This is a genomic window from Pseudomonas tremae (assembly GCF_001401155.1).
Classification (GTDB): domain Bacteria; phylum Pseudomonadota; class Gammaproteobacteria; order Pseudomonadales; family Pseudomonadaceae; genus Aquipseudomonas; species Aquipseudomonas tremae.
This window is the reverse complement of record NZ_LJRO01000153.1, coordinates 279,298-304,910: the sequence shown is the minus strand read 5'-3', so window position 1 is coordinate 304,910 and position 25,613 is coordinate 279,298. Positions and strand designations below refer to the sequence as shown.

The following is a 25,613-nucleotide window of genomic DNA, read 5'->3' as shown; positions in this document are numbered from 1 at the left end:
CCGCTCGTTGAGTTTTGCCGCCCTGCCAGGGGCGGCTTCTCGAGGTTTCATCCCCTTCCCTTGATTCCGGTCATGACCTGCTGAAGCAGGTACGACAGCCGATGCGTTACCGCTGGTTTCTGCCCTCTGCTGATGCTTCTGGAAAGCGCTTACTCTCGCGCCCTCATCGGGGGCTCATCGACATACCGACGCTCCCGCCATCCATGTCGCTATAAGGAAATAGCCATGTCGAGAGCAGCACCTGCGGGCAAGCTGGCCCGGTCCTATGATCAACTGGACGCTGGATCACATCGGTTCACGCCCAGCACCCTTGCCATTCGCGAGCATCGTGCTCGCGAGCGTGCGGACCGATTCGTTGATCAGTTCATTGAGCACTTCCCGGAAAAGAATTACTTCCCTGACGGCGATGACGGCGCGCTGTTTGCCTTGCTGGTTCAAATGCCGGAATGGCCTGCTGACCTGATGCTTCGGGTTCAGAGCGAAAACGACGAAGTGCTGGCGCTGTATTTGAAAGGCAACGATAAAAGCGTTGCTCGACAGACCGTCGTATTGACGCAAAGCGCTGACGATACGTATATCGCGCCTGATGGTGTTTCCATCGCCGATGAAGAGCCGCTGTTGCATCTGGTGTTCAGCCAGCTGCCACCCAGTTGTACCTTGGGCGCGGGTGGCAACTTCCCTGGAAGCAACAGTGTGCCCGGCCGAATCGTGACCCTGCGTGAGCAGGTTGCCGGGCTGGCGCGAGCGCAGCGGCCTTTGTTTTTCGACGCCTTTCTGGCTGCTGACTTCGCCTTCAAGAGCCAATCGCTGATCAGGCCGCCCAATCCATTTTTGCCGCTTTGGAAGCGCGGGCAGGCTGAGCGCTCTCCAGTCCTGAGCATACTCAACGCACTGACCCCCGACGTGCCGCTCGGACGTCTTGAAGACCTGCAGGATCATATGAAACTGTCAGAGGAGCAGGAGACTGACTTCCTGGAAAACGGCATTTTGCCGGATGCTTTCGTTGAGGCGATGACTATTTCCTCGAAAGAATGGAGTAGCAGTCTGGCGATTGATGGCCTGTCACGAACACGGTTTTTCAATTCGTATACACATGAACTGGCCTACAAGGTTGCAAGTGAGCTGTTGGCGAGCGAATTGCGGCGTGAACTCGTTATCGTCGAAGTCGACAAGGAGGCATATGTAGCTGCCAGGACGGATGAAACCCAGATTGTATTGCTGCATGACGGCTACGGTAATTATCGCGCACAGGATGCGAGTAATCGCGAGATCACCGAATTCAAAGAGGGCACCGACAGTTTCTATCTGGCAATCAGTTCGCAATTGAAGGATGACGAACGCGCGCTGTTGGGGCTGCAGTTCGAGCAGGATACAAAAGGTTTCCGCAGCCTTTTGACCCGGCAGGCGATTAATGAAAACCAAGGCTGGTTCGACCCCGAGAAACCAACTGAAATCGATACCGGTTTTTTGCCCGAATGGTTTGCGAACGCAACCGACGCCGATAAGCGCAACTGGAAGACGGCGGTACATGATTACAGCATGGCGTTGCTCGAAGCACAGACGCCTGATCTGCTCGACCCTTCCCTGCACGGTCAGCCAGAGCAGCTACGAAAATATGCGCGTGAAAAACTGAAAGAGCGAATCATGCTCGATCACGGTGTAGCGGTGGACCCTGACGAAATCAGTGTCCACACCTACAGTGTCGAAATTGATCCGGACACTGTGGTGGATATCGATTTCGGTTTTGCAGGTCCTTCGGAGCTGGAGCCGCAATACGTGACCGAGTCACGCAGCCTCACTGATCTATCCCTGAAAAACCTTGCTGTCACCAACCTCAATTTCCTTCTCGCAAGCCATGCATTTGACAGTCAGGGGCAACGGCTCAGCTTTTTGAATGCAGGCTATCTGTTCGCAATGATTCGTGATTTGAACATCGGCGAAGACTATTCGAATTTCCTGAGGACCGTCCTCTCGACCTCTGCCTCTGGTCAATGGCACCGGGAGTGTTATGCGCGGGCCATGCAAGCCCAGATGCGTCTGGATGCGATCGAAGCGAAAATGGCTGGTGATTTTCTGGGTGATGGCGGTCTGCCCGAGGAACTGGCCAACAGAGGCTACAAGTGGGTAATGGCGGCACTGAATCACCCGGTCGATAACGACGAGCGGGAGGCAGTGGAGGGGCATCGCATCCAGGTCAGCCAGTTGTCCATCCACGGCATTCCATTGGGCGGGATTCTGGTATTCAGCGTCGAGTCGCGTGCTAGCGTGGTGACGGTAGTCGTTTTTACTCCGCAGGCGCCTGATGGCCTGTGTTTTCGGGAAATAAGCAGCGCTGAGGAGTTTCTGAATCAGGTACTCCTCGAGCCTGCTTTGCTGGACTATCTGGTCAGCAGGGCGCATCTGGCATCCCGAGCCGATATCAGGCATGCGTTGACGGCTGGTCGGGATGCTCTATCGATGGAGTTGCTGCCGTGTAACGGGAGTTTTCTCGAGGCCATTTATGATTTTGAGGTCGAGCGTGTCATTTCTGCCGTAGACGAACAAACCACAAGCACCTGGGAGACCAACTGGGAGAGTGCCTGGGAAATTGCTAAAACCTTCGGCGACATCGTGCTTGCTTTCGCGCCGTTCAGGGTCAGGTTGCCGATTGCCGCGATCCGAAGCTTTTACGCCATCTGGCAAGGCGTCCAGAAGGCTGGCGGTGATGAGAAAGGTGCCTCGTTGTATTTTGTCCAGGCGGCGTTGTTGCTGGCTGATGGCTTGATTGTTCCGACAAGCCGCCGGGTCAAATCGCCGACAGCAATTGCAGTTGGCCGCGCGGCACTTGATCCGAAGATTGCCGTCTCCAGAGCGCCTCGTGGACTGAACCTGCGTGAAGACGGGATTTACAAAGGTGTCCACGAAAAGGTTCAGGAAGGTGCTGCCAGTCGTTTTTATGCGGTGCAGCAGGGCAAGACCTATGCGGTCAGGTACGACACCGATGTCGCTACCTGGCGAGTGATCGATGCCAGGCGTCCAGATGCGTACTATCAGGTGCCGATCCGCTTCGACGAAAAGGGTAGCTGGGTGCAGGTGTCGGTAGGACTGCGCGGTGGCAAGAAGGGCTCCAAAGCGAAGAAGTCCGACAGTGGCTCGGGAAGTGACACAAGTTCGCCGGACATAAGCACGGGGAAAAAACTGTTCGAACTGGACATGAGTGGATTCTTCGAGAGCAGCGCTTTCAAGAAAGCCCAGAAAAACATCCAGGACGATCTGATACCGGTCGTCAAAAAAGCCGTTGAAAAGTACCGCCTGGAAGGTAAGGGCAGCCTGCATCCATCGAAAGCAGGGCTTTACTCGCTGGACCTGCCCGGCGTTGGCAAAAGTACAGGGCGTGGCGCCTGGCGCTTGATGTTCGAGCCACCAAAAAAAGGGGTTTTGAAAGTCCACAGCATTTTGGACCCTCATTGATGAAGCGGCTGGCCGGTGTTTTTCCGGAGCAGGCGAAGCCGTCATTAAAGGTCAATTATTGCGACAAATCGCTCCAATAGACAAAAGGCACGGCTCTCGCCGTGCCTTTTGCGTCGTGCTCTGAGAAAATGCCGGCACTTTTATTGCGGATGCCGACATGACTGCCCTGAAGAACGACCGTTTCCTTCGCGCTTTGCTCAAGCAACCCGTAGACGTCACGCCGGCATGGATGATGCGTCAGGCTGGGCGTTACCTGCCGGAATACCGCGCCAGTCGTGCCAGTGCCGGGGACTTCATGAGCCTGTGCAAGAACCCGCAGTTCGCCTGTGAAGTCACGTTGCAGCCGCTGGATCGCTACCCGCTTGATGCGGCGATTCTGTTCTCCGACATCCTCACCATTCCTGACGCGATGGGCCTGGGTCTGTATTTCGAGACCGGCGAAGGCCCGCGCTTCAAGAAAACCGTCAGTACTCTGGCCGATATCGAAGCCCTGCCGGTCCCGGATGCGCAGAAGGACCTGGGTTATGTGATGGACGCCGTCAGCACTATTCGCCGTGAACTCAACGGTCGTGTGCCGCTGATCGGTTTTGCTGGCAGCCCCTGGACCCTGGCGACCTACATGGTCGAAGGCGGTTCTTCGAAGGACTTCCGCAAATCCAAGGCCATGCTCTACGACAACCCGCAGGCCATGCACCTGCTGCTGGACAAACTGGCGCAGTCGGTGACCTCGTACCTGAACGGCCAGATCATGGCCGGTGCCCAGGCCGTGCAGATTTTCGACAGTTGGGGCGGCAGCCTGTCATCAGCGGCTTATCAAGAGTTTTCGCTGGCCTACATGCGCAAGATCGTCAACGGCCTGATTCGCGAACATGACGGGCGCAAGGTGCCAGTCATCGTCTTCACCAAAGGCGGTGGGCTGTGGCTGGAAAGCATCGCCGACATTGGTGCAGATACCCTTGGCCTGGACTGGACCTGCGACATCGGCGAAGCACGGCAGCGTGTCGGCAACAAGGTTTCGCTGCAAGGCAACATGGACCCGACGGTGCTCTACGCCCGCCCTGAAGCCATCCGCAAGGAAGTCGCGCGCATCCTCGCCAGCTACGGCAGCGGCACGGGCCACGTCTTCAACCTCGGCCACGGCATCACCCCGGAAGTCGACCCGGCCAACGCTGGCGCGTTCATCGAAGCGGTACACGAGTTGTCGGCGCAGTATCACCAGTAACCACGTGTTGCCGATGTGTCTATACACCAAGACGCCAATACACATCGATCCTCTTCAGCGCCGACGATCAAGTCGGCGTTTTTGCACCCGCGAAGCCATCCACCAATGAACCATTGCGCGGCAGGAACCTGCCTTGTCGCTGCCCTTGCGGTTTGCCGTCGGCATAGCTCAACCGGCCGTTTACCCAGACGCCGTCAATGCCTTGTGCCGCTCGCTGAGGGTCTTTGAAATCCGCGATGTCGCGCACGGTTTGCGGGTTGAACAACACCAGATCCGCCCAATAACCCTCCCGGATCAAGCCACGCTCGTGCAAGGCAAAGCGCGCCGCCGAAAGACCGGTCATTTTGTGTACGGCGGTGTGCAGCGCAAACAGGCCTTTGTCCCGGCTGAAATGGCCGAGCACGCGCGGGAACGCGCCCCATAGGCGAGGATGTGGAAACGGGTCTTCTGGAAGGCCGTCGGAGCCGATCATCGACAGCGGATGAGACAGAATGCGTTCGACGTCCCCCTCATCCATTCCGTAATAAACCGCCCCTGCAGGCTGTAACTTGCGCGCGGTGTCCATCAATGACAGCTCCCAGTCGGCGGCAATGTCCTGCAGGTCCCGACCGCCTTGGTCCGGGTGCGGCGTTGACCAGGTAATGGTGATACGGAAAGCATCGGTGACCTGTTTGAGGTCCAGCGTCGAGGAACTGGCCGCATAGGGATAACAGTCGCAGCCAACCGGATGGTTCTCTGCGGCTTTTTCCAGCGCAGCCAGCAATTGCGGGCTGCGGCCCCAGTTACCTGCGCCAGCGCATTTCATGTGGGAAATGACCACCGGCGAGCGTGCATGGCGGCCTATATCGAACGCCTCGGCCATCGCTTCCAGCACCGGCTCGAATTCGCTGCGCAAATGCGTGGTGTAAACAGCGCCAAAGGCTGTCAGCTCTTCAGCCAGCTGTTTGACTTCACTGGTTTCGGCAGCAAAGGCCGAAGCGTAGGCAAGTCCGGTCGACAAACCCAACGCGCCTTCTTCCAGACTGTCACGCAACTGTTTGCGCATCGCGGTGATTTCTTCCGCGCTGGCGCTGCGCAACAAGTCGTCCATGTGATTGCTGCGCAATGCCGTATGGCCAATCAGCGCAGCTACGTTGACGGCAGGCCGTGCGTTGTCCACAGCTGCGCGGTAATCGGCGAAACGCGGGTAGACAAAGGCACGCGCGTTGCCCAACAAGTTCATCGGGTCGGGCGGATCACCGCGTAGCGAGACAGGTGATGCGCTGATTCCGCAGTTGCCTACGATAACCGTCGTCACGCCCTGACTGATCTTGGGCAGCATGTCCGGTTTGCGAATGACCACCGTGTCGTCATGGGTGTGGACATCGATAAAACCGGGGGCCAGCACACGACCCGCAGCATGGACTTCTTCGCGCGCGCTGGCACCGTTCAGGTTGCCGATGCGCTGGATGCGTCCATCGCTGATTGCCACATCGGCGCGCATGCCGGGCGTGTCACTGCCGTCGATGACCAGCACGTCGCGAATGATCAGGTCATAAAGCATGGTTCAGTCTCCCAGCGGCAAGCCGTCTTCGCCGCCTCGGTATTCATCCAGTGCAAGCTTGATCCGGCGCAGCCGCTCCTGATTTTCTTCAGGGCTCAGCAACGCCAGTTCAGTGGCGAGCACATCGATTGTCAGCAGCATGCCGTAGCGCGCTGCGGTGGGTTTATAGATGAAATTGGTTTCGGCAATCTGCAGCGGCAATACCACCTCTGCCAGTTGCGCCAAGGGCGAGTCAGGCAAGGTGATGGCCAGCACGCGTGCGCCATAGCTGCGCGCCAGGCTAACCGCGTCGAGCAGCTCTGGCGTGCGGCCGCTGAGCGAACAGACAATCAAGCTGTGCTGCGGACCAAGCGTGGCGGCTATCATGCGCATCATTACCGGGTCGCGGCAGGCAGCCACCGGGTAGCCCAGACGCACCAGCCGGGTTTGCAGTTCTTCGCTGCACAGGCTTGAGCAGCCGCCCACGCCGAACGTATGAATCATCCGCGCATCGGCGACACACGCTACCGCTGCCGCAAAGCGCGATGCATCAAACCCGGCGAGGTGCCGACGCAGTGTGTCTTCAATGTCGCCGACAATCTGAGTGAAAAAAGCCGACTGCTCCGGAGCCTGTTCCGGGTGCAGAAAGCGGCTGCCAACGCCGCTGGCCTGGGCGAGTTGCAGACGCAGGTCGCGCAGGTCACGGCAACCAATGCTGCGGGCGAAGCGCGACAGCGTGGCGCTGCTGACTTCGGCGCGGCTGGCCAGCTCATCCAGGCTGGCACTTGCAGCAAAGGCGATATCGCTGAGCACCAGCTTGGCGATCCGGCTTTCACCCGCGCTGAGTGAATCCTGGCGGGCACGTATCTGGTACAGAATGTCCACTCAGAGCACCTGTGCCAGGCCCAGGGTAAAGGCAAAGGCGATGATGGAAATCAGCGTCTCCAGTACCGTCCAGGTCTTGAATGTTTGCGCTACGGTCATGTTGAAGTACTCTTTGATAAGCCAGAAACCGCCGTCGTTGACGTGGGAAAAGATCACCGAGCCTGCGCCCGTCGCCAGCACCAGCAACTCGGGATGTGGGTAACCCAGGCCCATTGCCACAGGCGCAACGATCCCCGATGCGGTGGTCATCGCCACCGTCGCCGAGCCCGTCGCCACACGCATTAGTGCTGCGAACAACCAGCCCATCAGCAAGGGCGACAGATGAAAGTCCTGCGCCAGGCCAACGATCTGATGAGTCACACCGCTGTCGACCAGAATACGGTTCAAACCGCCACCGGCGCCGACCAGCAAAGTGATGCTGGCGGTAGGTGCCAGGCACTCATTGGTGAACTTCAGGATCGAGTCACGGTTGAAACCCTGAGCGATGCCCAGCGTCCAGAAACTCAGCAGAGTGGCCAGCAGCAGTGCGATCACCGAGTTGCCGATGAACAGCAGAAAACCATTGAAGGCGCTGCCCGGCGTGCTGATCAGGTTGGCCCAACCGCCCAGTAACATCAGCAGCACTGGCAGCAGGATGGTCGTCATGGTCAGGCCGAAGCTGGGCAGTTTTGCCCGAGGTTCGCGGTCGAGGAATTGCTTCGCCATCGGGTTTTCAGTCGGCAAATGAATGCGCGGCACAATGAATCTGGCGTATACCGGGCCTGCGATGATGGCGGTGGGTATGCCGATCAGAATGGCATAGAACAGCGTCTGCCCGACCGAGGCCTGATAAGCCTGAACGGCCAGCATCGCTGCGGGGTGGGGCGGCACGAGTGCGTGTACGACCGACAGACCGGCGACCATCGGCAGGCCGACCATCAGAATCGACACCCCGACGCGGCGGGCTACGGTGAAGGCGATGGGCACCAGCAACACAAAACCGACTTCGAAAAATAGCGGCAGGCCCACCAGGAAAGCGATGCAGACCATGGCCCAATGCGCATTGCGTTCACCAAAGCGGTCAATCAGGGTGCGAGCCACCTGCTCGGCACCGCCGGATTCGGCCATCATCTTGCCCAGCATGGTACCCAGCGCCACGACCAGCGCGATATGCCCCAGCGTTTTGCCGACCCCTGCTTCATAAGAGGCGACCACGCCACTGGCCGGCATCCCGGCAACCAGCGCCAGACCGACTGAAACAAGGGTAATCACGATAAAAGGGTTAAGGCGATAACGCGCGATCAGCACGATCAAGGCAATGATTGCGACAGCAGCGTAGACCAACAGCGAAATACCGGGTGACGGCGACATAGCAGCGGTTCCTTGCAAAGTAGGTAGGCGAGGGCGCAACAGCAACGGCGGAAACCGTCAGCCAGGAGGCAGCCCGGGAGTACTCGGCAGGGATGACGCTGGTAAAGAATACAGGCAGGTTTCAGGGCGATCACAGGTATTCATTATTGTTATCTCTGTTTTCGTGATGAAAATAAATTACACGAAAACTGGATATAAAAAAATATGTGAAAATAATTTTCTTATTCGATGTTTCCAGTAACAGCCCCAAGGGCTTACATCGCGTCTTTCCTGGCCATGGTTTCCAGGATGGTTTGTCAACGGCCAATAGTTTTCATCAAGGGCTATCTCTCTGCCGCAATGGCAACATGAGAAGTCTGCTTTTGTGGTGGGCTGTCAAACAGGTCGTTAGACCTTGGCACCCAGCGGTTGCAGCCGCGCCAGCCTCAACGCAACCCCCAGCGCTATCAACAGCAGTACGCCGATAAATAGCCCGATACCGTTCCACCCCGCGTAGTGCCAGAACACTCCGCCGCCGGTTCCGGCCACGCTGGAGCCGGCGTAGTAGCAGAACAGGTAGAGTGAAGCGGCCTGGCCTCTGGCCGTGGTGGCCCTGCGGCCCACCCAGCTGCTGGCCACCGAGTGCGCGCCGAAAAAGCCGAAGGTGAAGATCAGCACGCCGATTATTACCAAGGGCAGTGGTGTGAACAGAGTCAATAACAGGCCCGCCAGCATCATCACGATTACGGCCCACAGCACTTGTCGGCGGCCCAGTCGGTCGGCCAGTGAGCCAATCTTCGCCGAGCTGTAGATGCCCGACAGATACACCACGGAAAATACCCCGACCACGGCCTGGCTCAGGTTGTAGGGTGCGCTCAGAAAGCGGTATGCGATGTAGTTGAACAGCGTGACGAAGGCGCCCATCAGCAGAAAGCCGATCAGAAACAGCAGCGGCAACCCAGCGTCTCTAAACTGCACCACAAAGCCGTCCAGCAGGCTGCGCGGGTGCAACGAACGGGGGCGGAAATTGCGCGATTCCGGGAGGATTTTCCAGAACACCACCGCTGCGATCAGGGCCAGCCCGCCGACCACCAGCATCGCTGCATGCCAGCTCACGTAGTCAATCAGGACGCCGACGATCAATCGACCGCTCATGCCGCCGACTGCGCTGCCGCCGATGTACAGTCCCATCGCCAGGCCCAGATGCGTGGGGTGTATTTCCTCGCTCAGGTAGGTCATCGCTACGGCCGCGAGACCGCTCAGCGACAGACCGACCAATGCGCGGGTCACAAGAACACCTTCCCAGCTTGGCATCAACGCACTGGCGATGGTGAACAGCGATGCGCAGAACAGCGCCATGACCATCACCGACTTGCGCCCGAGCCGGTCGGATATCGGCCCGGTAATCAGCAGGCCGATCGCGAGCATTGCCGTGGCAACCGAAAGGATCAGACTGCTCTGAGCGGCTGATAACGAGAACTCGCCGGACAGCGTCGGCATCATCGGCTGGACGCAATACAACAGGGTGAAGGTAGAAAATCCGCCAGCGAACAGCGCCAGTGCAGTGCGTTTGAAAAGCGGCGTGTTCTTTTCGATGTAGGTGTCGCCAGACGTTTCAGCGGATGTGTTCTGGGCTGTTACGGGCGGGGCCACGGCAGGATTCAAGGGGGACCTCTGGGCACTATTGGACGGACAATGAAAAAATCATATAGCTAGCTAATCATTCCATCCAATATATTGTTCGACCTGTTTGATAGGTAAAACGACTTAATGGGGGTCGCATGGAATTGCGCCATCTGCGTTACTTCATCGCGGTTGCCGAAGAGCTGCATTTCGGCCGTGCAGCGCAGGCGCTGGGGATCTCTCAACCGCCGCTCAGTCAGCAGATCCAGACGCTGGAGCAAGAGCTCGGCACGCGGCTGTTCGACCGCACCAACCGCCGTGTTGAACTAAGTGAATCCGGGCGGCTGTTTCTTGAAGAGGCACGTCTGGTATTGGCTCAGGTCGACAAGGCCACCGATGTGGCGCGACGTGCGCAACTGGGGGAAATCGGTGAGCTGAAGATCGGCTTTACGTCCTCGGCGCCGTTTACTTCCAGCATTCCACAGGCAATCTTTGCGTTTCGTCAGGCCTACCCCGACGTACACCTTACCCTGACCGAAATCACCAGCCAGGAAGTGGCCGCAGGTCTTGAGGACAAGACCATTCAGGTCGGCATCATGCGCCCACTTGAATTGCCTGACTCACTGGTGGTGTTCGAATTGCTGAACGAGCCGCTGGTGGCGATCATGCGCGCGGACCATCCGCTGGCTGCGAGTACCGAGGACGGGATCTACATGGCGGCTCTGGCTGCCGAGCCGTTCGTGTTCTTCCCGCGCACCTATGGCAGTGGCATCTACGCGCAGGTGCTGAGCCTGGCGCGCGCCGCGGGTTTCAGCCCGCTTATCACTCAGGAGGCGGGGGAAGTCATGACCATCATTGGTCTGGTCGCAGCCGGATTGGGTGTGACGGTGCTGCCTGCATCCTATCGGCGGATGCGCATTGACGGCGTGGTCTACCGCAACGTCCTCGACCCTGGCGCAACCAGCGCGGTATGGCTGGTACAGCGCAAGGACGAACAATCACCGATGGCCAAGGCATTTACCGACCTGCTGACGCGCAACGTAGCCTGAGGAAGAACACCTATCGCTCCTCACGCTCTGCGTCACAAAACTGTGCGCTCCCGCAGACTCAAGATCGGTTGCATGGCGTCCAGAACTTCGTCCTGCGCGGAGCGTAGACCTGTTCGAAGGCCCCTTTGCAGCCCATCGTAGCGGTCTTAATCTCCTGAAACTCTCACGCCTTGGGGGCAGAAACCTTGTTCTGCGTATGGACTACCTCTCAACCCCAACGCTTGAAGATCAACGATGTATTTACTCCGCCAAAGGCAAAGTTGTTGTTCATGACGTATTCGTTACTCATCTTCCGGGGTTCGCCGACGATGTAGTCCAGTTCCCCGCATTGTGGGTCAATGTCAGTCAGGTTCAGGGTGTGGATATATCGGTCGCTGTTGAGCATTTCGATGCTGAACCATGATTCGAGTGCGCCGCATGCGCCCAAGGTGTGGCCGAGGAAGCTTTTCTGGGAACTGAGCGGCATGCGTGGGCCGAACAGGCTGCTGGTGGCCAGGGTTTCGGCTATGTCGCCTTGTTCGGTGGCCGTGCCGTGCCCGTTGACGTAGCCGATGGCGTCCGGCGGCAAGCCCGCATCTTCCAGGGCCAGCTCCATGGCGCGGCGCATGGTGGTTTGTTCTGGCCGGGTGCTGTGAGCGCCGTCGGCATTGCTGCCAAAGCCGACTACCTCGGCATAGATCGGCGCACCGCGTGCCTGGGCGTGTTCAAGTTCTTCAAGCACCAGCATGCCGCTGCCCTCACCGATGACTAGCCCATCGCGCCCGCTGTCGTAAGGACGCGGCGTGGTGTGCGGTGCATCGTTCTTCAGGCTGGTCGCGTACAGTGCGTCGAACACCATCGCTTCGGTCGGGCACAGTTCTTCGGCACCGCCTGCCAGCATTAAGGGCAAACGCCCGAATTTGATCGCTTCGTAGGCGTAACCGATGCCCTGGCTGCCGCTGGTGCAGGCGCTGGAGGTCGGGATCAGGCGTCCGGTCAGGCCGAAAAAGATACTGATGTTGGCCGCCGTTGTGTGCGGCATCATGCGCACATACGAATTGGCATTCAGGTCCAGCGCCACCGAGTTGATCAACATGTTGCCGAAGGCCTTGATCTCGTCGGTGCTGCCGGTGGATGAGCCGCAGGCTGTGCCCATGCGGCCGTCGCGAATGATCGGGTCATTCAGCAGCCCGGCGATGATCAGCGCCTGTTCGGCGGCGCCCACTGCCAGCCGCGAGACACGGCCCATGCTGCGCAACTGCTTGCGCGTCCAGTGCGCAGGCACGGCGAAATCGTCGATGGGGGCAGCCAGGCGAGTATTCAGCTCGATGAAACGGTCCCATTCGTCCATCCGGCGAATGCCGCTGCGGTTGGCCGTGAAACTCGCATTGATGGTGGCCCAGTCGCTGCCCACTGAGGTAATGCCGGACATACCGGTGACCACCACACGCTTCATCAGCACAACCCTCCATTGACGGCCAGCACCTGTCGGGTAATGTAACTGGCTTCCGCCGACATCAGAAAATTCACAGCGCCAGCAACTTCTTCGGGCGTGCCCATGCGCTGTGCCGGGATCATTTTCATCAGTTCATCCACGGGAACGTTCTCGTCGAGCATCGCTGTGTCGATCAGCCCCGGTGCGACGCAGTTGACGGTAATCTTGCGCTTGCCCAGTTCAATGGCCAGTGCTTTGGCAGCGCCGATCAGACCTGCCTTCGACGCGCTGTAATTGACCTGCCCACGGTTGCCGATCAGGCCCGAGACCGAGGTGATACACACAATTCGGCCTGCAGCACGACGGCGAATCATCGGCATCGTCAGTGGATGCAGGACATTGTAGAAACCGTCCAGATTGGTCCGCAGCACCTGATCCCAGTCGTCCTCGCTGAGTGCCGGAAAGGCGCCATCGCGGGTCAGACCGGCGTTGAGCACCACGCCGTAATACGCACCGTGGGTTTCCACGTCCTCTTCCAGAATCGTCTTGCAGGCGGCGCGGTCCGAGACGTCGAATTGCAGAACCCGTGCCTGACGTCCCAAGGCGAGTACTTCGGCCTGCACGGCCTCGGCTTCACTGCGCCCGGTGCGGCAATGCAAGATCAGGTCATAGCCGGCCTGTGCCAGACGCAAGGCGATGGCGCGGCCGATGCCACGGCTGGAGCCGGTGACCAGTATCGATTCAGTCATGCCGGGGCTCCTTCAGCCAGGTAATCAGCAGTGTTGGTTGGGCAATATACATTGAGGCGGGCAAACGCTGTGATGTCCGGGCCGGTCAGGGTGCATTCGAAGACGCCCATGCCGCTGTCATCCTGCAGCGAGCGTATGGCATGAATATGCAGTTCGCTGCCCAGAGGGAAGCGCGCCACATTGCATTCGAACTTGCGGCTGCCGAGCAGAAAACCCAGCTTGACCGCTTCGCCCTTGATACGCGCCTGGCAGCCGGCAAAGGCCGCCACGCTTTGTGCCATGAGTTCTACGCCGAGCCAGGCGGGCAGGCTGCCGTCCGCCTGATTGAACAGGCCGTCGGCGCGCACGGTCAGACGGGTGTGAATCTGCTCTGCGTCAAAGTCCAGCACCTGATCGATAAGGATCATGTCGCCAGCGTGGGGAATAAGTTCGGCGAGCGGCCACTCGGTCATGGGGCATCTCCGATAATCAGGCTGATGTTGTTGCCACCGAAGGCAAAGGAATTGCTCATCATGTAGCGAGCGTCGGCAGAGGCCAGGCGAGTGCCCGGCAGTGTCCATTGCAGGGCAGGCAGCTGTGGGTCTGCCTCGCCGTCCCACACGTGTGGCGGCAGGGCCTGTTGGCTGTTGTGCGGCGCCAGACTCAGCCAGCAAAAGGCGGCTTCCAGCGCCCCGGCCGCGCCCAGTGTGTGGCCGCTGAGTGGTTTGGTCGAAGAGCAGGGCACACCCTCCGGGAACACGGCCTGCACCGCACGGCTTTCCATCGCATCGTTGAGCGGCGTTGCTGTGCCATGCAGGTTCAGATAGCCGATCTGTGCGGCGTCCAGTCGGGCATTGCTCAACGCCTGCAACATGGCGTTCTGTGCGCCACGTCCGCTGGGTTCGGGGGCTGATATGTGGTGAGCATCGCAACTGGCGCCCGCGCCCAACAGCGCAACCGAATGCGTGCTGCCAGCTTCTCGGGTCATGAGAAACAGCGCGGCCGCCTCGCCGATATTGATCCCGTTTCGATGACGCGAGAATGGATTGCACAGCTGGGGCGACATTGCTTCGAGCGCCGAGAAACCGTTGAGGGTCAGCTTGCACAGGCTGTCGACGCCGCCACACAGCACGGCATCGCACAGGCCCATGTCCAGAGCCCGACGAGCACTGAGCAATGCGCGTGCGCTGGATGTGCAGGCGGTGGAAATCACGTAGGCCGGGCCGGTCAATTGCAGCCAGCTGGCAAGGAAACCAGCCGGTGCGCCCAGCTCCTGCTGGCGATAATCGTAGTGTTCGGGGAACGCTTTATCACGCAGCCAGATCGCCATGCTGCTACTCGCTTCGTCGATGCCGGAAGTGCTGGTGCCGATGATGACGCCGATGCGCGCTGCACCGAAGCGTTCGATGGCCAGCCGAATATCGTCTTCGATTTGCAAGGCGGCGGCCAGCAGCAACTGGTTGTTGCGGCTGTGTTGCGAACTCATGGCTGGCGGCATGGCCGGCAGTTCGGCCTTTACCGCCCCGACTGGCAGCGCACGCTCTGGCACCCAGCCGCTCTCGACCACCATGCCTGAGCTGTCACCGGCAAACAGCCTGCGCGATACTTCTTCTCGGCTTGCACCCAGCGAACAGATGACCCCTAGCGCATTGAGGTAGGCGGTCATGGCGCGGTCCCGTTGTTCAGCGGGGTCACTTTGTAGCTCAGATGGTCCTTGAGGCGGATGGTGAACGCGTTGGCCGACTGGTATTCAACCAGCCAGCGGTCATCCAGGCGGCGCTGCATGCCTTGGCGATAAGCCGTGGGATAGCGGCCATGCATTTCCAGATCAGGCGTCATGGCAAACATCAATGCCGCAAACAATTCGCGGGCCTCTGGGTTGGGCGGCAGCAGACCATCGGCCTGCCACTCTCCGTTGATCAGCAGCTGGCGTGCCTGAGGAATGCCCATCGGGTCCATCATCGACCAACGTAGCCCGGTCGGTTCGCGCTGGATGACCAGCACCCAGTCCTGGCTCTGCTCCGCCTGGTGACGTTCGATGTGCAGTTGCATCGGCAATTGCAGGGTCGGCGGGGTAGCAGGCAGTGGCGCCTGTGCAGCGCAGCCGCCAAGCAACAGAAAGACCAGCAACAGCAGTCGGATCATCAGGCGTCACCTCGCAACGGTTTTTGGGCCACGACATTGACGAGGGTTTCTTCTCGTTGCCCGAATGGTTTGGGCTTGCGCAGTTTCAGGGCTTCCAGCAAGCCGAAATCCTTGGCGCGGCTCCACCACAGGTAAGGGTAGGAAACATTATGTGCGGCGAATTCGAAGCCCTGCTCGCGGAGCATGTCCAGATACTGATCGGCGCTTTTCTGAACGTGCATAGGGTGACGGAACAGCCAGCGAATCACCCAGGTGTCGATATAGGCCTCGGTGGACTCTGCGAACAACAGATAACCGCCCGGCTTGAGTACCCTGAAAAACTCGGCCAGCGCTTGTTCCTGCTCGACCAGATGATGGAAGGTCTGATGACAGAACAGCAGATCGACGCTGGCATCCGGCAATTGCAGGGCGGCGCAGTCACTGCCGATCAGCTCCACCTCAATGCCTTTGGCAACCGCTTCCTGGAGGCTCATGCTCAGGCTGTGCGGATCGGCGTCGACACCGATCAGCCTGGACGGCTTGAAGACCTTGCTCAGGTGCTGGAACGACTTGCCCTGCCCGCAACCGGCATCCAGCAAGACCGGCGCAACCGGTGGCGGGCTTGAAAACAGCGTGCGCAGGTCGTCGATCGCGACGCGCAGCACGCGGTGTTGCCAGGTATGGCTGCGCAGAAACCACAGCCCGAAGCGGGTTTCCTCGACGTAGCTGTCGCTCAGGAACGGTCGAGTCATGAGCCACTGTCCGCACAGATTTCCGACAGCGTGCGCAGGCGTCGCTTGGGTTCGCTGACGAACGGGTTGCGCTCGTCCCAAGCATAGCCGGCCAGAATCGAGCTGATCATGCGGCGAATGTCCGGAGCGCTGCCGGGGTAGAAGATGACGCTCTGGAAGGTGCCGTCGTACCAGCCTTCGACATAGGCCCGGAAGGTGTCGATGCCACGTTTCAGCGGGATGGCAAATTCGCTTTCCCAATCCACAGGCTCGCCCTGCAACTGCCGGCTCAGGACGCCGGCCGCCATGCTCGCTGAACGCATGGCGATGGTCACGCCCGAAGAGAACACCGGATCGAGGAACTCTGCAGCGTTGCCCAGCAGCGCGAAGCCCTTGCCGTGCAGCGTTTTGACGTTGGCAGAGTAGCCGCCGATGGTTCTGGCAGGCGTATCCCAGACGGCATTTTTCAGCACATTCGCCAGTTGCGGTGTTTCATCGATAAAGGCTCGCAGGCAGGCGTCCAGGTCGTCGGGCTTGTCCTTGAAGCGCTCGGCGCAGGCCACCACGCCCACCGAGCAACGGCCCTCGCTGAACGGGATCGTCCAGAACCACACGTCGCTGTGCTGCGGGTGGATGCTGACAAGGATTTTCTGACGATCAAAGGGTGGGCTGTCGATGTGATCTTCGACATGCGTAAACACTGCCTGACGTACCGGAAAACCCGAAGGTGCTTCCAGGTCCAGCAGGCGCGGCAGCACGCGACCGTAGCCGCTGGCGTCCAGCACAAAGGCAGACTGCACGCTGTATTGGCTGCCATCTGCGCGCTTTACCCGCAATACAGGCTGCGCGCCATCGACGTCTGCGCTGATGATTTCCTCCTCATAGCGAATCTCCACACCTTGCAGCTCGGCCTGATCGGCCAGCAGTTTATCGAACTCGCTGCGCTGTACCTGGAAGGTGGTGGGCTTGCCGTGACTGAAGGTGTCTCCGAAATCGAAATCGCTGTACTGCTCGCCGCGCGCGAAGGCTGCGCCATTCTTGCGCTGGAAACCGGCAGCCTGCACCGCGTCGAGCATTCCCGCCTCTTCGACGAAGTCCAGGCAATGACAGAGCAGGCTTTCGCCGATCGAAAAACGCGGAAAAAGCTGGCGCTCGATGATCAGCACGTCATGACCCTGGCGCTTTAGCAGCGCGGCCGCAATCGAACCGGCGGGGCCGGCACCGATGACCACGACCTGACGCATTTCCCTATCAATGATGGGCACGGCTGTTCCTTTCCGATTTGACGGAGGCAGGGGAGGACGATAAGGGCACATGAGTGTCTTGACGCGGGCTGGCCCACGGTGCGAGCAAAAAGCTGAAGGCCAGCCCCAGGCTGACCGATAGCCCGAAATTGCTGATCGCCGGAGTGCCGGAAACCGCCAGCAGGCCGAACGACAGCCAGGTGGTGACGGCCGCCAGCAGCGTGCCAAGCAGGCTGACTGCGGCCCCTCCGACCTGTTCGCGCATCAGGATGGCGTAATCGACGCTGATTGCGGTGACCAACAGCAGGCCGAACAGGCTGAACAGGGTCAACGGCTGGCCAAGCCAACCCAGGCTGGCGAGGCTGCACAACGCTGCCAGCAGAGGCAGCGCGACGATGCGCAATGCGCCATTGAAGCCGAACGGGACAATCAGCAGCAGGACGATCAACAGGCATGAAGCCAGTTTCAGCTCGGCGGCGCTGATCTGCGTGTGAGCGAACACGTCATTGAGTTCGCCAAGGCGGTCAACCAGTTGCACGCCTTCCAGCCCGATAGCCTGCACGCGCAATAACGCCATGCTGTTCAGGCCGCGCAGACTGACGATTCCCGCAACGCCGCCTTCAGGGTTGTCGATGGCGCCCAGCCAGAGTGTGCGCCACGGCTCGCTCAGCGGGCCTTGCAGCGCACCATCGATGTCTTGCTTCGGCAGGGCCTGCAGTTGGGCGAGTTCGGCCTTCAAGGCGTTGGCCGGCACGCCGAGTTGCACCAGCGGCCCCCAGTACTGCGGCAGTTTGCTCAGAGCGTCGCGGGTCGCCTGCTGCTCGGCCGGCGAGTCGAGCAACTGGTTGATCGCCATGTAGCCCTGCAGCTTGTCCATGCTCACCAGTTGATCAAGCCGCTGGGTCAACGCCGTCTGGCGATCCAGCAACTGCTGCTGATCCTTGCCGCGCACCAGAAAGAACTGGCTGGTCGGTTGATAGCCGGTGATTTGCGCGATGGTCTGGGCTTCGTCGGTCAGCGCCTGAGGGGCAGCTACCCATTGGCGGATATCGTTCTTGGTGGTCAGGTGCCAGATGCCTCCGGCACAAAAGGCCAGCAGCAGTACCAGCAGGATCGGCGTGTTGATGCGTTGCAGCAGTGCAGCCCGGCAATCGAGCATCTGCTGTGCCAGCCTCAATGGCCATTGCGCAGGACGGATCTCTACGTTTGCGAGCAGCGCGGGCAGCAGGCACACCGCTGTCAGGTAGGCGCCCACAAGGCCTGCAGCCGAGAACACAGCAATTTGCGTCAGTGCCGGGAAGGGCGTCCAGGCCAGTGCAAGGTAGCCGATGCAGCTGGTGATCAGGCTCAGGCTCAGGCCGGGCAGCGTCAGGCGCAACGCAGGCCAGCTGCGCCAAGGCTTCATGCTCCAGCTTTTGGACAGGTAATGCAGCGGGTAATCCACGGCCACGCCGATCAGGCTGGAGCCCAGCACCAATGTCATGACATGCATGTTGCCGAAAAATGCCACGCAGGCGACTGCGCCAAACAGCATGCCGACCACCACCGGGACGAATGCCAGCAGCACACTCCAGCGCCGGAAGGCCAGCAACAGCAGTAACAAAATACCTGCCGTAGCACCGCCGCCAACCCAAGTAATTTCCCGGCTGGCCTGCTTCTGGCCGTCTGCCGCGTAAAGCAGGCCGCTGGCTGCAAGCAACTGGCCACCGGCGTCGCTCGCCTGCACTCGGGCCTGCGCCAGCAGGTCGGCGACCTGACCGGGCAGGTGCATGTCGAACGCATCGCTGCGGGTTCGCGAGCGCAGCAGCACCCAGCTTTTGCCCTCGGCGGTAGCAATCAACGCGCCACTGGCCAAGTCGGGTTCGACCGAGCCCTGTTTTGGCAGGCCGTTCTGAATGCGTCCGGTAAGGCCCAGCCAGTCATCCTGGCTCGGCACCAGGCTGAAACCGGCGAACGGGTCGAACAGGGTCTGCACGCGTTGCTCGATGAAGGTTTTCGGGTCTTCGATCAACAGTGCCCGATCCGCTGCCGGCAACATCGCAATACGGCCTTTCAGCAACTGGGTGCGCAAAGCTGGCAGGTCAGCCTGCAGCGTCCACTGAACCTTCTCGAACAGACCGCTCGCCTGCCATTGCTCGCCCAGTTTGCGGGCCAGCTCGACGGCTTGCTGGCGATCTGTATGCCCCACCAGCACCAGCATTTCGCGGTTGAGCGGCTCTTGCATGCGCTTTTCAGCGCTCTCTACCAGCGCATCGTTGTCAGTGCCCGGCACCAGCTCCATGAGGTTGGCCGACAGCGGCGAACGGTCGTGCCATTGCCAGACGGCCAGCGCCAGAATGCCTGCCAGAATCAGCAGGAACAGTCGCGGCAGTCGCCGCTCAGTTGCTGAAGTCATTACGCTGCGCATCTGTCAGGGCCGGGGCGCTGCTGCTGTCGATCATTTTCAGAACCGTGCTGTCGCCCTGGGTTTCCAGCAGTTCGATCCGCTGGACCAGCTCGCCGCCATCGATGTTGATCTGCTTGAAGACCTGTTGCAGCAACAGCGAGCGCGGCACCAGAGTCAGTTGCCATGCACTCGCATCGCCTTTGAGCTGCAAGTCGAAATCCCGTTGCAGGCCGCTGCTGTCACCCTGCAGCACGGAGAGGAACAGGCGGTTCTGCTCGGCACCGGCGTTCTTGTTCGGCACCGGTTTCCAGGTGCTGACGTCGCCGACGGTTTCACGGCGGGAAATGCCGCTGGCCGTGATGCGGTAATCCTGTTTCAGCGGTGTCTCCAGCAACCAGAGCAGGCCGAAATCTCTGGCGAGGACAAAGCGCCCTTTGCTGAGCAGCGGCTGCGGCAGGGCGCGCAAATGCTTTTCCTGAATGAAGCGGCCTTGCACCACCGCAGGTTTGGCGAGCTGGTCGCTCAACTGCTGCAGGTCGAAAGCCTGGGCCAGTGAAGACAGGCCCAGCAAACCCAGCAGCAGCAACGTACGAAACGGTCGGGTCATGGCAGGGCTCTCTTTACGGCATCGATAAAGACCTGAGGCGAGACCATCTGCATCTCGCGGCTTTGGCTGTCCACGGCGACCTGCACCGTACTGGCGCGCGTCAGTCGCTCCCCGGTGTGTGCATCGGTGATCAGGTAGTTGATCTTCAGACGGTTCTCCCATTCCACCAGACTGGCGCGCACGTTCAGCGTCTGGCCGAACACGGTGCTTCGCACGTAGCGCAATTGCAGGTCGATCACTGGCCAACCATAACCGGATTCGAGCATCTGCATGTAGTTATGCCCGATATGGTCCAGCAAAGCGCAGCGCGCGACCTCAAGGTATTTGACGTAGTTGCCGTGCCAGACGATGTTCATCATGTCGACGTCGAAAAACGGCACCACGATTTCGGTGTCGACGTGCAGAAAGCCTTTACTGCGCATGCAACCTCCAGCGGCGGTTGGCGATGTGTTTCAGGCACAGGCGCAATTCGCCTTCCAGTGCCCGGTCCTCTATGACAGGGGCGAAATCCTTGCTCAACTGATCGTGCATGGCGGCCAGGGCCGGCGGCAGCGGCCGCGCATCGGCAGCCTTGCTGCGCAGCCAGATGCCCTGATTGGCAGCGATCAGCGTAGCCGCGGCCACCTGTTCGGTCAGTTCCAGCACCCGGATGGCGTCCCGCGCGGCGATGGTGCCCATGCTCACTTTGTCCTGATTGTGGCACTCGGTGGAGCGCGAGAACACGCTGGCCGGCATGGTGTTTTTCAACGCTTCGGCAGTCCAGGCGCTGGTGCCGATCTGCACCGCCTTGAAGCCGTGATTGAGCATTGCCCGCTCGGCGCTGGCACCTGACAGGTTGCTTGGCAGACCGTGGTTATAGCGCTCGTCGACCAGCAGCGCCAGTTGTCGGTCAAGCAGGTCCGCCACATTGGCCACCAGGGTTTTCAGGCTGTCCATCGCAAAGGCGATATGCCCACCGTAGAAGTGCCCACCGTGCAACACGCGTTCGGCTTCGGCGTCGATGATCGGGTTGTCGTTGGCGCTGTTCAGTTCGATCTCGATGAACGAGCGCAACCAGTTCAGGCTGTCAGCCAGCACGCCCAGCACATGCGGCGCGCAGCGCAGTGAGTAGCGGTCCTGCAAACGGTGCAATGGGGCGGTCGGCGCGTCGATGGCGAGGTCCTGGCGCAGCCACGCCGCCACTTGCATCTGGCCGGGATGCGGCTTGGCGGCGAACAGGCGTTCGTCGAAATGCTCCGGGTTGCCTTGCAGTGCCACCACGTTCATGGCGGTGATACGGGTTGCCAGTTGCAGCAGGTAATCGGCGCGGGCAAACGCCAGGCAGGCAATGCCGGTCATGACTGCGGTGCCGTTCATCAGCGCCAGCGCCTCTTTGGGACGCAGCACCAGCGGTGTCCAGCCCAGCTCGCGATGTACATCAACGGCCTGCCTGCGTTCACCGCGAAACATGACGTCGCGCTCGCCGGACAGGGTCGCGGCTACATAGGACAGCGGCGTCAGATCGCCACTTGCGCCTACCGAGCCTTCTTCCGGGATCAGCGGCAGGACGTCCTCATCGATAAACGCCTGCAGACGCTCGAGCAGTTCGATCCTGACCCCGGAAACGCCCTGACACAATGACTGCAAGCGCGCTGCCAGCACTGCTCGGGTTGTTTGCTCATCCAGCAACTTGCCCAGCCCGCAGCCGTGAAAGGTGTACAGATGACGTGGCAGTGCCTCCACATGCTCCGGCGGTACGGCTACCACGCAGGAGTCGCCGTAACCTGTAGTGACGCCGTAGATAACGCCTTCCCTGGCCAGCAACGAGTCCAGAAACCTTGCGCCCCGTGCGATGCGTGCGCGAAACGCGGCGTCGTTCTGCAGCACGCCGGGTGCCTGGCGATTGGCCAGGGTCAACATGTCTTCGATACGCAAGGCATGTTCGCCGAACGTGATCGGATCAGGAGCTTGGTTCATCGTCGGATTTCCAGAACGGGTAGAAGTTGAACCACTGTTGCGGCGCCTCCAGGCAGTAATGCCCAAGCCGCTCGGCGTAGCGCGTGGCCCAGAGGGCGATCACCTGAGGGCGGTCACTGCGGCGCCATTCGATTGCCTCGGCGAACGGTTCAAGAATCACTCGATAACCCTGCGTGCCTTTAAGGCAGAAGAACAGGTTGACCGGGCATTTGAGCAGGCCGGCCAGCAACCACGGGCCTTGCGGAAAAGCGGCGGAATGGCCGAGGAAATCAACCCGCACATTGCGTCCGCCATGCAAGGCAACACGGTCGCCGGCAATCGCCAGCCACTCGCCTTCGTCCAGCCGCTGGCTCAATTGCAACATGATCGCCGGGTCCAGCTCGCTGACCTGAATCAGCCGCAGGTTGGTCGCGCCAGCCTCGCCCAGCAGACGATTGAAGCGTTCGGCGTGCTTGGTGTGTACCAGCACGTTCATGGTGATCTTTTCGCCGAGTTCGGCCAGTGCGCGGCATACTTCAAGGTTGCCCAGGTGCGCACCCACCAGCATCTGGCCGCGTTCGCCGCGCAGGTTCTGGCGGATCATGCCGCGGTCGACGATTTCGATCTGGTCGAGGCCCAGCCTGCCGTTCCACACATCGAGCTTGTCGAGCAACGCTTCGGCAAAGGCCATGAACTGGCCGAACACCCGCCTCTGGCTGGGTTGTAGTTCGGGTCTGGCGCTCCAGTCAGACAACCGCTGCTGGTATTGCCAGATGCTGCTCCGGGCACGTCGACCGAACACAAAGAAATACAAGACGATGCCATACAGCACCGGGCTGAGCAGGCGCCGGCCCAGTACACGCATGCCCCAGGCGGTGAGTTTCATGAGCATGAAACTGCCGCGCTCTTCGTGACTGGCCCAATGTTCTTTGGGGGGCTTGTTGAGGCTCATGAACGCCACCTGCGGCGAACAATCATCGGCGATCGGATCAGCATGCCGAAGAACAGTTTGGCGTGCATTTTCGAGATCAGCGCGTTGTCATGAAACAGCCGGAAATGCGACAGCCCGTCCTGCGGATAATGAACGCGGGTCGGCAGCCAGCGCATCGCCTGCCCCCGCCATGACAGGCGCACGAGGATTTCCGAATCGAAGTCCATGCGCTTGCCGATGTTTACATGGTTGATCAGGGTCAGCACAGGCGCCAGCGGGTAGAGGCGGAAGCCGCACATCGAATCGCGAATCTGCAACGACAGCGTATTGATCCACACCCAGACGTGGGTGAGGTAGCGAGCGTACAAGCGGCCTTTAGGCACGCTGTCGTCGTATTGCGGATAGCCGCAGATCAGCGCATCGGGGTACTGGCGCGACTGCTCCAGAAACACCGGGATGTCACGCAGGTCATGCTGGCCGTCGGCATCGACCTGCAACGCATGGCTGAAACCCAGGCGTGCCGCTTCCCTGAAGCCTGCCATGACTGCGCCGCCCTTGCCCTGGTTGACCGGCAGGCGCAGCAGGTAAATGTCGTCGCCCCGGGCCAGTTGTTGCAGCACGGCGGCGCAGGCCGGGCTGCTGGCGTCGTCCACCAGTACGCAGGGCAAGCCGGCGTCGCGCACGGCCTTGACTACATTGGGCACCGCCAACTCGTGATCGAACACCGGAATGATGACGCAGGGCTTATGCATGTTTGCCCCCCAGCAGGATTCGGCCACTGGAGCAGGGTGCGTTTTTGCTGTTGTGAAAGGCGAAATGGAGCTTGGAGCGCGCGGCGTCGAAGCGCAGGGTCAGTTTCAGGCGATCGCCGGGGCGAACCAGTTGCTGAAACTTGAGCACTTCCATGCCGGCAAAATCGGGTGGCAGATCCAGCAGTCGCTGGCCCAGGCTGATTGCCCAGTCGACCTGAACCACGCCGGGCAGGATCGGCGCCTTGGGGAAGTGCCCGCTGAAAAACGCCAGGTCGGGCGGGACGATCATTTGCAGATGCAGTTCGCCTTCGACGGTCTGTTGTTCGAGTACTTCCGGTTGTGTCGAACGTGGCGCCAGCAGCAGCGCCTCAACCTCTGCCTGAGGCAGTTTGCCCTGTGCATTCAGCGGCATCTGCCGCAGCAGACGCCAGCGCCGCGGCAGCGCGATGGTTTCGCAATGCGGCCGCAGGTGCTGGCGCAAAACCTCGGTAAGGGCGCGGCGGCCCTGGTTGCGCAGGGCCAGCAAGCCCGCATCGCTCAGCACCAGCACTGCGCCCAGCGAAGCACGGTTTTCCTGGACCACGCCAAGGCGCGTTTCACTCACCCATTCGTGAGTCGCGAGAGCTTGCTCGATCAGCGGCAACGAAACGCGCTTTTCTTCGAGTTTGACGATACGGTCCAGCCTGCCCAGCAGCTCGAAACGCCCGTCTTGGCCTATTCGAACGGCATCAGAGGTCTGCTCGGTATGACCGGGCGGCAGGTAGGGCGAGCGGATGCGCAATGCGCCTTCAGCGTCCTGACTCAGCTCGACGTCGGCAAAGGCTTGCCAGTGCTGTTCGCCCTGACGCCAGGCGATGCCGCCTGTTTCCGAACTGCCGAGAATTTCCGTTGGCCACTGGCCGAGGCGCTGTTGCAGGCTCTGCGCGGCGTCGGCAGGCAGCACGCCGCCGGATGAAAAGACCCTGCGCACGGCACTCAGGCTGGCCCAGTCGAGGTTATCGCCCATGCGTTTTAGCAGCGCCGGGCTGGCAACCCAGGCGAATGAAGGGTACTCGCGACTGGCGCGTTGCAGGTCTTCGGCAAACGGCAACTGGTGGCGAACAAAGGAGCGTGCCGCGCACAGTGGCCACAGCAGGCGGAACAGCAAACCATAAATATGCTGGGTCGCGACGCTGCCGATCATGCACGCCTCACCCAGTTCTGCGCCCCACAATTGTTCCAGTGCGCAGACTTCGTTGGCCAGTTGTCGAAGGCGCTTTTCAATCAGTTTGGGCTCGCCACTGGACCCCGAGGTACACAGGCCAAGCCGGCACTGGTCAAGGTCCAGCGCAGCAGGGGCAAGCGGCGCAGCGTGCAGGTCGTGCAGATGCGTGTCGCCTGGCTGATCGGTCAGCCATAGATCTACCTGAGTTGCCCAGCGCTCACGGGTCTGACCCTGCAGGTCGGCGGGCAGCAGTACGTGGACACCCGCGCGCCAGGCACCGAACAACGCGACAGCCAGCTCGGCGGCGTCTTCCAGATGCACCGCAATCTGCCTGACACCACGTGCCTGCAAGTCCGCCGCGACGCTCAGCGCCTGATGGCAGAACTGCGCGTGGTCAAGCTCTGGGGCCTGGGTCAGCAGGCGACCCGGCAGTGGGGCCAGCAGCAGGTCTTGCAGATTCAACCAGTTCATGCGATC

General features: G+C 60.5%; 21 protein-coding genes. 3 read left to right on the top strand and 18 right to left on the bottom strand.

From position 1 onward, the window contains the following. The first annotated feature begins 225 nt into the window (after window positions 1–225). Both ALO43_RS11295 and hemE read left to right on the top strand, forming a co-directional pair. Entirely contained in the window at window positions 226–3,450 is a 3,225-nt protein-coding gene (locus ALO43_RS11295; RefSeq protein WP_054997512.1) for a dermonecrotic toxin domain-containing protein, read from the top strand. A gap of 157 nt (window positions 3,451–3,607) precedes the next feature. Continuing rightward, entirely contained in the window at window positions 3,608–4,672 is a 1,065-nt protein-coding gene (gene hemE, locus ALO43_RS11290) for a uroporphyrinogen decarboxylase (protein ID WP_054997511.1), read from the top strand. 67 nt (window positions 4,673–4,739) lie between these two features. Here the strand turns inward: hemE and ALO43_RS11285 are convergent, their stop codons facing one another. The 4 genes from ALO43_RS11285 to ALO43_RS11270 form a co-directional block, all read right to left on the bottom strand. Beyond that, complete coding sequence (locus tag ALO43_RS11285; protein WP_054997510.1) at window positions 4,740–6,215, bottom strand: N-acyl-D-amino-acid deacylase family protein; 1,476 nt, start codon at window positions 6,213–6,215, stop codon at window positions 4,740–4,742. Window positions 6,216–6,218: 3 nt separating this feature from the next. Continuing rightward, complete coding sequence (locus tag ALO43_RS11280) at window positions 6,219–7,079, bottom strand: MurR/RpiR family transcriptional regulator (RefSeq protein WP_024668741.1); 861 nt, start codon at window positions 7,077–7,079, stop codon at window positions 6,219–6,221. Further along, window positions 7,080–8,429 (bottom strand): GntT/GntP/DsdX family permease, encoded by a 1,350-nt coding sequence (locus ALO43_RS11275; protein WP_053479842.1) that lies wholly within the window; start codon window positions 8,427–8,429, stop codon window positions 7,080–7,082. It abuts the gene before it with no gap. Between the two features lie 387 nt (window positions 8,430–8,816). Further along, a complete protein-coding gene (locus tag ALO43_RS11270) occupies window positions 8,817–10,073 on the bottom strand; it encodes an MFS transporter (protein ID WP_005888235.1) in 1,257 nt (418 codons plus the stop codon). Between the two features lie 116 nt (window positions 10,074–10,189). Between ALO43_RS11270 and ALO43_RS11265 the strand changes: the two genes are divergently transcribed. After that, on the top strand, window positions 10,190–11,080 hold the full coding sequence (locus ALO43_RS11265) for a LysR family transcriptional regulator (RefSeq protein WP_005888237.1): 891 nt from the start codon (window positions 10,190–10,192) through the stop codon (window positions 11,078–11,080). A gap of 208 nt (window positions 11,081–11,288) precedes the next feature. Here ALO43_RS11265 and ALO43_RS11260 read toward each other — a convergent pair whose 3' ends face one another. Genes ALO43_RS11260 through ALO43_RS11195 form a run of 14 tightly spaced genes read right to left on the bottom strand, consistent with a single transcriptional unit; the run spans window position 11,289 to window position 25,607 of the window. Then, window positions 11,289–12,515 (bottom strand): beta-ketoacyl-ACP synthase, encoded by a 1,227-nt coding sequence (locus ALO43_RS11260; protein WP_054997509.1) that lies wholly within the window; start codon window positions 12,513–12,515, stop codon window positions 11,289–11,291. Continuing rightward, window positions 12,515–13,243, bottom strand: coding sequence for a 3-oxoacyl-ACP reductase FabG (gene fabG / locus ALO43_RS11255; protein ID WP_005888240.1), 729 nt, complete (start codon window positions 13,241–13,243; stop codon window positions 12,515–12,517). The genes ALO43_RS11260 and fabG overlap by 1 nt, the downstream gene beginning before the upstream one ends. Next, a complete protein-coding gene (locus ALO43_RS11250; protein ID WP_005888242.1) occupies window positions 13,240–13,695 on the bottom strand; it encodes an ApeP family dehydratase in 456 nt (151 codons plus the stop codon). Before ALO43_RS11250 ends, fabG begins: the two co-directional genes overlap by 4 nt. Then, window positions 13,692–14,888 carry a beta-ketoacyl-[acyl-carrier-protein] synthase family protein gene (locus ALO43_RS11245; protein ID WP_024671184.1) on the bottom strand — a complete coding sequence of 399 codons (1,197 nt, stop codon included), beginning with the start codon at window positions 14,886–14,888 and terminating at the stop codon, window positions 13,692–13,694. Before ALO43_RS11245 ends, ALO43_RS11250 begins: the two co-directional genes overlap by 4 nt. Beyond that, window positions 14,885–15,367 carry a hypothetical protein gene (locus ALO43_RS11240; protein ID WP_054997508.1) on the bottom strand — a complete coding sequence of 161 codons (483 nt, stop codon included), beginning with the start codon at window positions 15,365–15,367 and terminating at the stop codon, window positions 14,885–14,887. The genes ALO43_RS11245 and ALO43_RS11240 overlap by 4 nt, the downstream gene beginning before the upstream one ends. After that, the gene (locus ALO43_RS11235; RefSeq protein WP_024690755.1) at window positions 15,367–16,098 is read right to left on the bottom strand and encodes a class I SAM-dependent methyltransferase; all 732 of its coding nucleotides are present in this window, start codon (window positions 16,096–16,098) and stop codon (window positions 15,367–15,369) included. The genes ALO43_RS11240 and ALO43_RS11235 overlap by 1 nt, the downstream gene beginning before the upstream one ends. Further along, window positions 16,095–17,342, bottom strand: coding sequence for an NAD(P)/FAD-dependent oxidoreductase (locus ALO43_RS11230; protein WP_024671187.1), 1,248 nt, complete (start codon window positions 17,340–17,342; stop codon window positions 16,095–16,097). Before ALO43_RS11230 ends, ALO43_RS11235 begins: the two co-directional genes overlap by 4 nt. Beyond that, window positions 17,329–19,716 (bottom strand): MMPL family transporter, encoded by a 2,388-nt coding sequence (locus tag ALO43_RS11225; RefSeq protein ID WP_054997507.1) that lies wholly within the window; start codon window positions 19,714–19,716, stop codon window positions 17,329–17,331. The genes ALO43_RS11230 and ALO43_RS11225 overlap by 14 nt, the downstream gene beginning before the upstream one ends. Next, entirely contained in the window at window positions 19,700–20,314 is a 615-nt protein-coding gene (locus ALO43_RS11220) for an outer membrane lipoprotein carrier protein LolA (protein ID WP_005888249.1), read from the bottom strand. Before ALO43_RS11220 ends, ALO43_RS11225 begins: the two co-directional genes overlap by 17 nt. Then, the gene (locus ALO43_RS11215) at window positions 20,311–20,736 is read right to left on the bottom strand and encodes an acyl-CoA thioesterase (protein WP_005888250.1); all 426 of its coding nucleotides are present in this window, start codon (window positions 20,734–20,736) and stop codon (window positions 20,311–20,313) included. Before ALO43_RS11215 ends, ALO43_RS11220 begins: the two co-directional genes overlap by 4 nt. Further along, on the bottom strand, window positions 20,726–22,270 hold the full coding sequence (locus tag ALO43_RS11210; protein ID WP_054997506.1) for an HAL/PAL/TAL family ammonia-lyase: 1,545 nt from the start codon (window positions 22,268–22,270) through the stop codon (window positions 20,726–20,728). The genes ALO43_RS11215 and ALO43_RS11210 overlap by 11 nt, the downstream gene beginning before the upstream one ends. Further along, window positions 22,254–23,201 carry an LpxL/LpxP family acyltransferase gene (locus ALO43_RS11205; RefSeq protein ID WP_005888254.1) on the bottom strand — a complete coding sequence of 316 codons (948 nt, stop codon included), beginning with the start codon at window positions 23,199–23,201 and terminating at the stop codon, window positions 22,254–22,256. Before ALO43_RS11205 ends, ALO43_RS11210 begins: the two co-directional genes overlap by 17 nt. Continuing rightward, on the bottom strand, window positions 23,198–23,932 hold the full coding sequence (locus ALO43_RS11200; RefSeq protein WP_024671190.1) for a glycosyltransferase family 2 protein: 735 nt from the start codon (window positions 23,930–23,932) through the stop codon (window positions 23,198–23,200). The genes ALO43_RS11205 and ALO43_RS11200 overlap by 4 nt, the downstream gene beginning before the upstream one ends. Continuing rightward, the gene (locus ALO43_RS11195; protein ID WP_054997519.1) at window positions 23,925–25,607 is read right to left on the bottom strand and encodes an acyl-CoA synthetase family protein; all 1,683 of its coding nucleotides are present in this window, start codon (window positions 25,605–25,607) and stop codon (window positions 23,925–23,927) included. Before ALO43_RS11195 ends, ALO43_RS11200 begins: the two co-directional genes overlap by 8 nt. Between the last annotated feature and the right edge of the window lie 6 nt (window positions 25,608–25,613).

Excerpts from the sequence above, each read along its gene's own strand:
- ALO43_RS11245 (WP_024671184.1), bottom strand. The coding sequence starts at position 14,888 with ATGACCGCCTACCTCAATGCGCTAGGGGTCATCTGTTCGCTGGGTGCA.
- ALO43_RS11250 (WP_005888242.1), bottom strand. The coding sequence starts at position 13,695 with ATGACCGAGTGGCCGCTCGCCGAACTTATTCCCCACGCTGGCGACATG.
- hemE (WP_054997511.1), top strand. The coding sequence starts at position 3,608 with ATGACTGCCCTGAAGAACGACCGTTTCCTTCGCGCTTTGCTCAAGCAA.
- ALO43_RS11205 (WP_005888254.1), bottom strand. The coding sequence starts at position 23,201 with ATGAGCCTCAACAAGCCCCCCAAAGAACATTGGGCCAGTCACGAAGAG.
- ALO43_RS11210 (WP_054997506.1), bottom strand. The coding sequence starts at position 22,270 with ATGAACCAAGCTCCTGATCCGATCACGTTCGGCGAACATGCCTTGCGT.
- ALO43_RS11200 (WP_024671190.1), bottom strand. The coding sequence starts at position 23,932 with ATGCATAAGCCCTGCGTCATCATTCCGGTGTTCGATCACGAGTTGGCG.
- ALO43_RS11295 (WP_054997512.1), top strand. The coding sequence starts at position 226 with ATGTCGAGAGCAGCACCTGCGGGCAAGCTGGCCCGGTCCTATGATCAA.
- ALO43_RS11240 (WP_054997508.1), bottom strand. The coding sequence starts at position 15,367 with ATGATCCGACTGCTGTTGCTGGTCTTTCTGTTGCTTGGCGGCTGCGCT.
- ALO43_RS11235 (WP_024690755.1), bottom strand. The coding sequence starts at position 16,098 with ATGACTCGACCGTTCCTGAGCGACAGCTACGTCGAGGAAACCCGCTTC.
- ALO43_RS11215 (WP_005888250.1), bottom strand. The coding sequence starts at position 20,736 with ATGCGCAGTAAAGGCTTTCTGCACGTCGACACCGAAATCGTGGTGCCG.
- fabG (WP_005888240.1), bottom strand. The coding sequence starts at position 13,243 with ATGACTGAATCGATACTGGTCACCGGCTCCAGCCGTGGCATCGGCCGC.
- ALO43_RS11275 (WP_053479842.1), bottom strand. The coding sequence starts at position 8,429 with ATGTCGCCGTCACCCGGTATTTCGCTGTTGGTCTACGCTGCTGTCGCA.
- ALO43_RS11285 (WP_054997510.1), bottom strand. The coding sequence starts at position 6,215 with ATGCTTTATGACCTGATCATTCGCGACGTGCTGGTCATCGACGGCAGT.
- ALO43_RS11195 (WP_054997519.1), bottom strand. The coding sequence starts at position 25,607 with ATGAACTGGTTGAATCTGCAAGACCTGCTGCTGGCCCCACTGCCGGGT.
- ALO43_RS11260 (WP_054997509.1), bottom strand. The coding sequence starts at position 12,515 with ATGAAGCGTGTGGTGGTCACCGGTATGTCCGGCATTACCTCAGTGGGC.
- ALO43_RS11265 (WP_005888237.1), top strand. The coding sequence starts at position 10,190 with ATGGAATTGCGCCATCTGCGTTACTTCATCGCGGTTGCCGAAGAGCTG.
- ALO43_RS11225 (WP_054997507.1), bottom strand. The coding sequence starts at position 19,716 with ATGACTTCAGCAACTGAGCGGCGACTGCCGCGACTGTTCCTGCTGATT.
- ALO43_RS11220 (WP_005888249.1), bottom strand. The coding sequence starts at position 20,314 with ATGACCCGACCGTTTCGTACGTTGCTGCTGCTGGGTTTGCTGGGCCTG.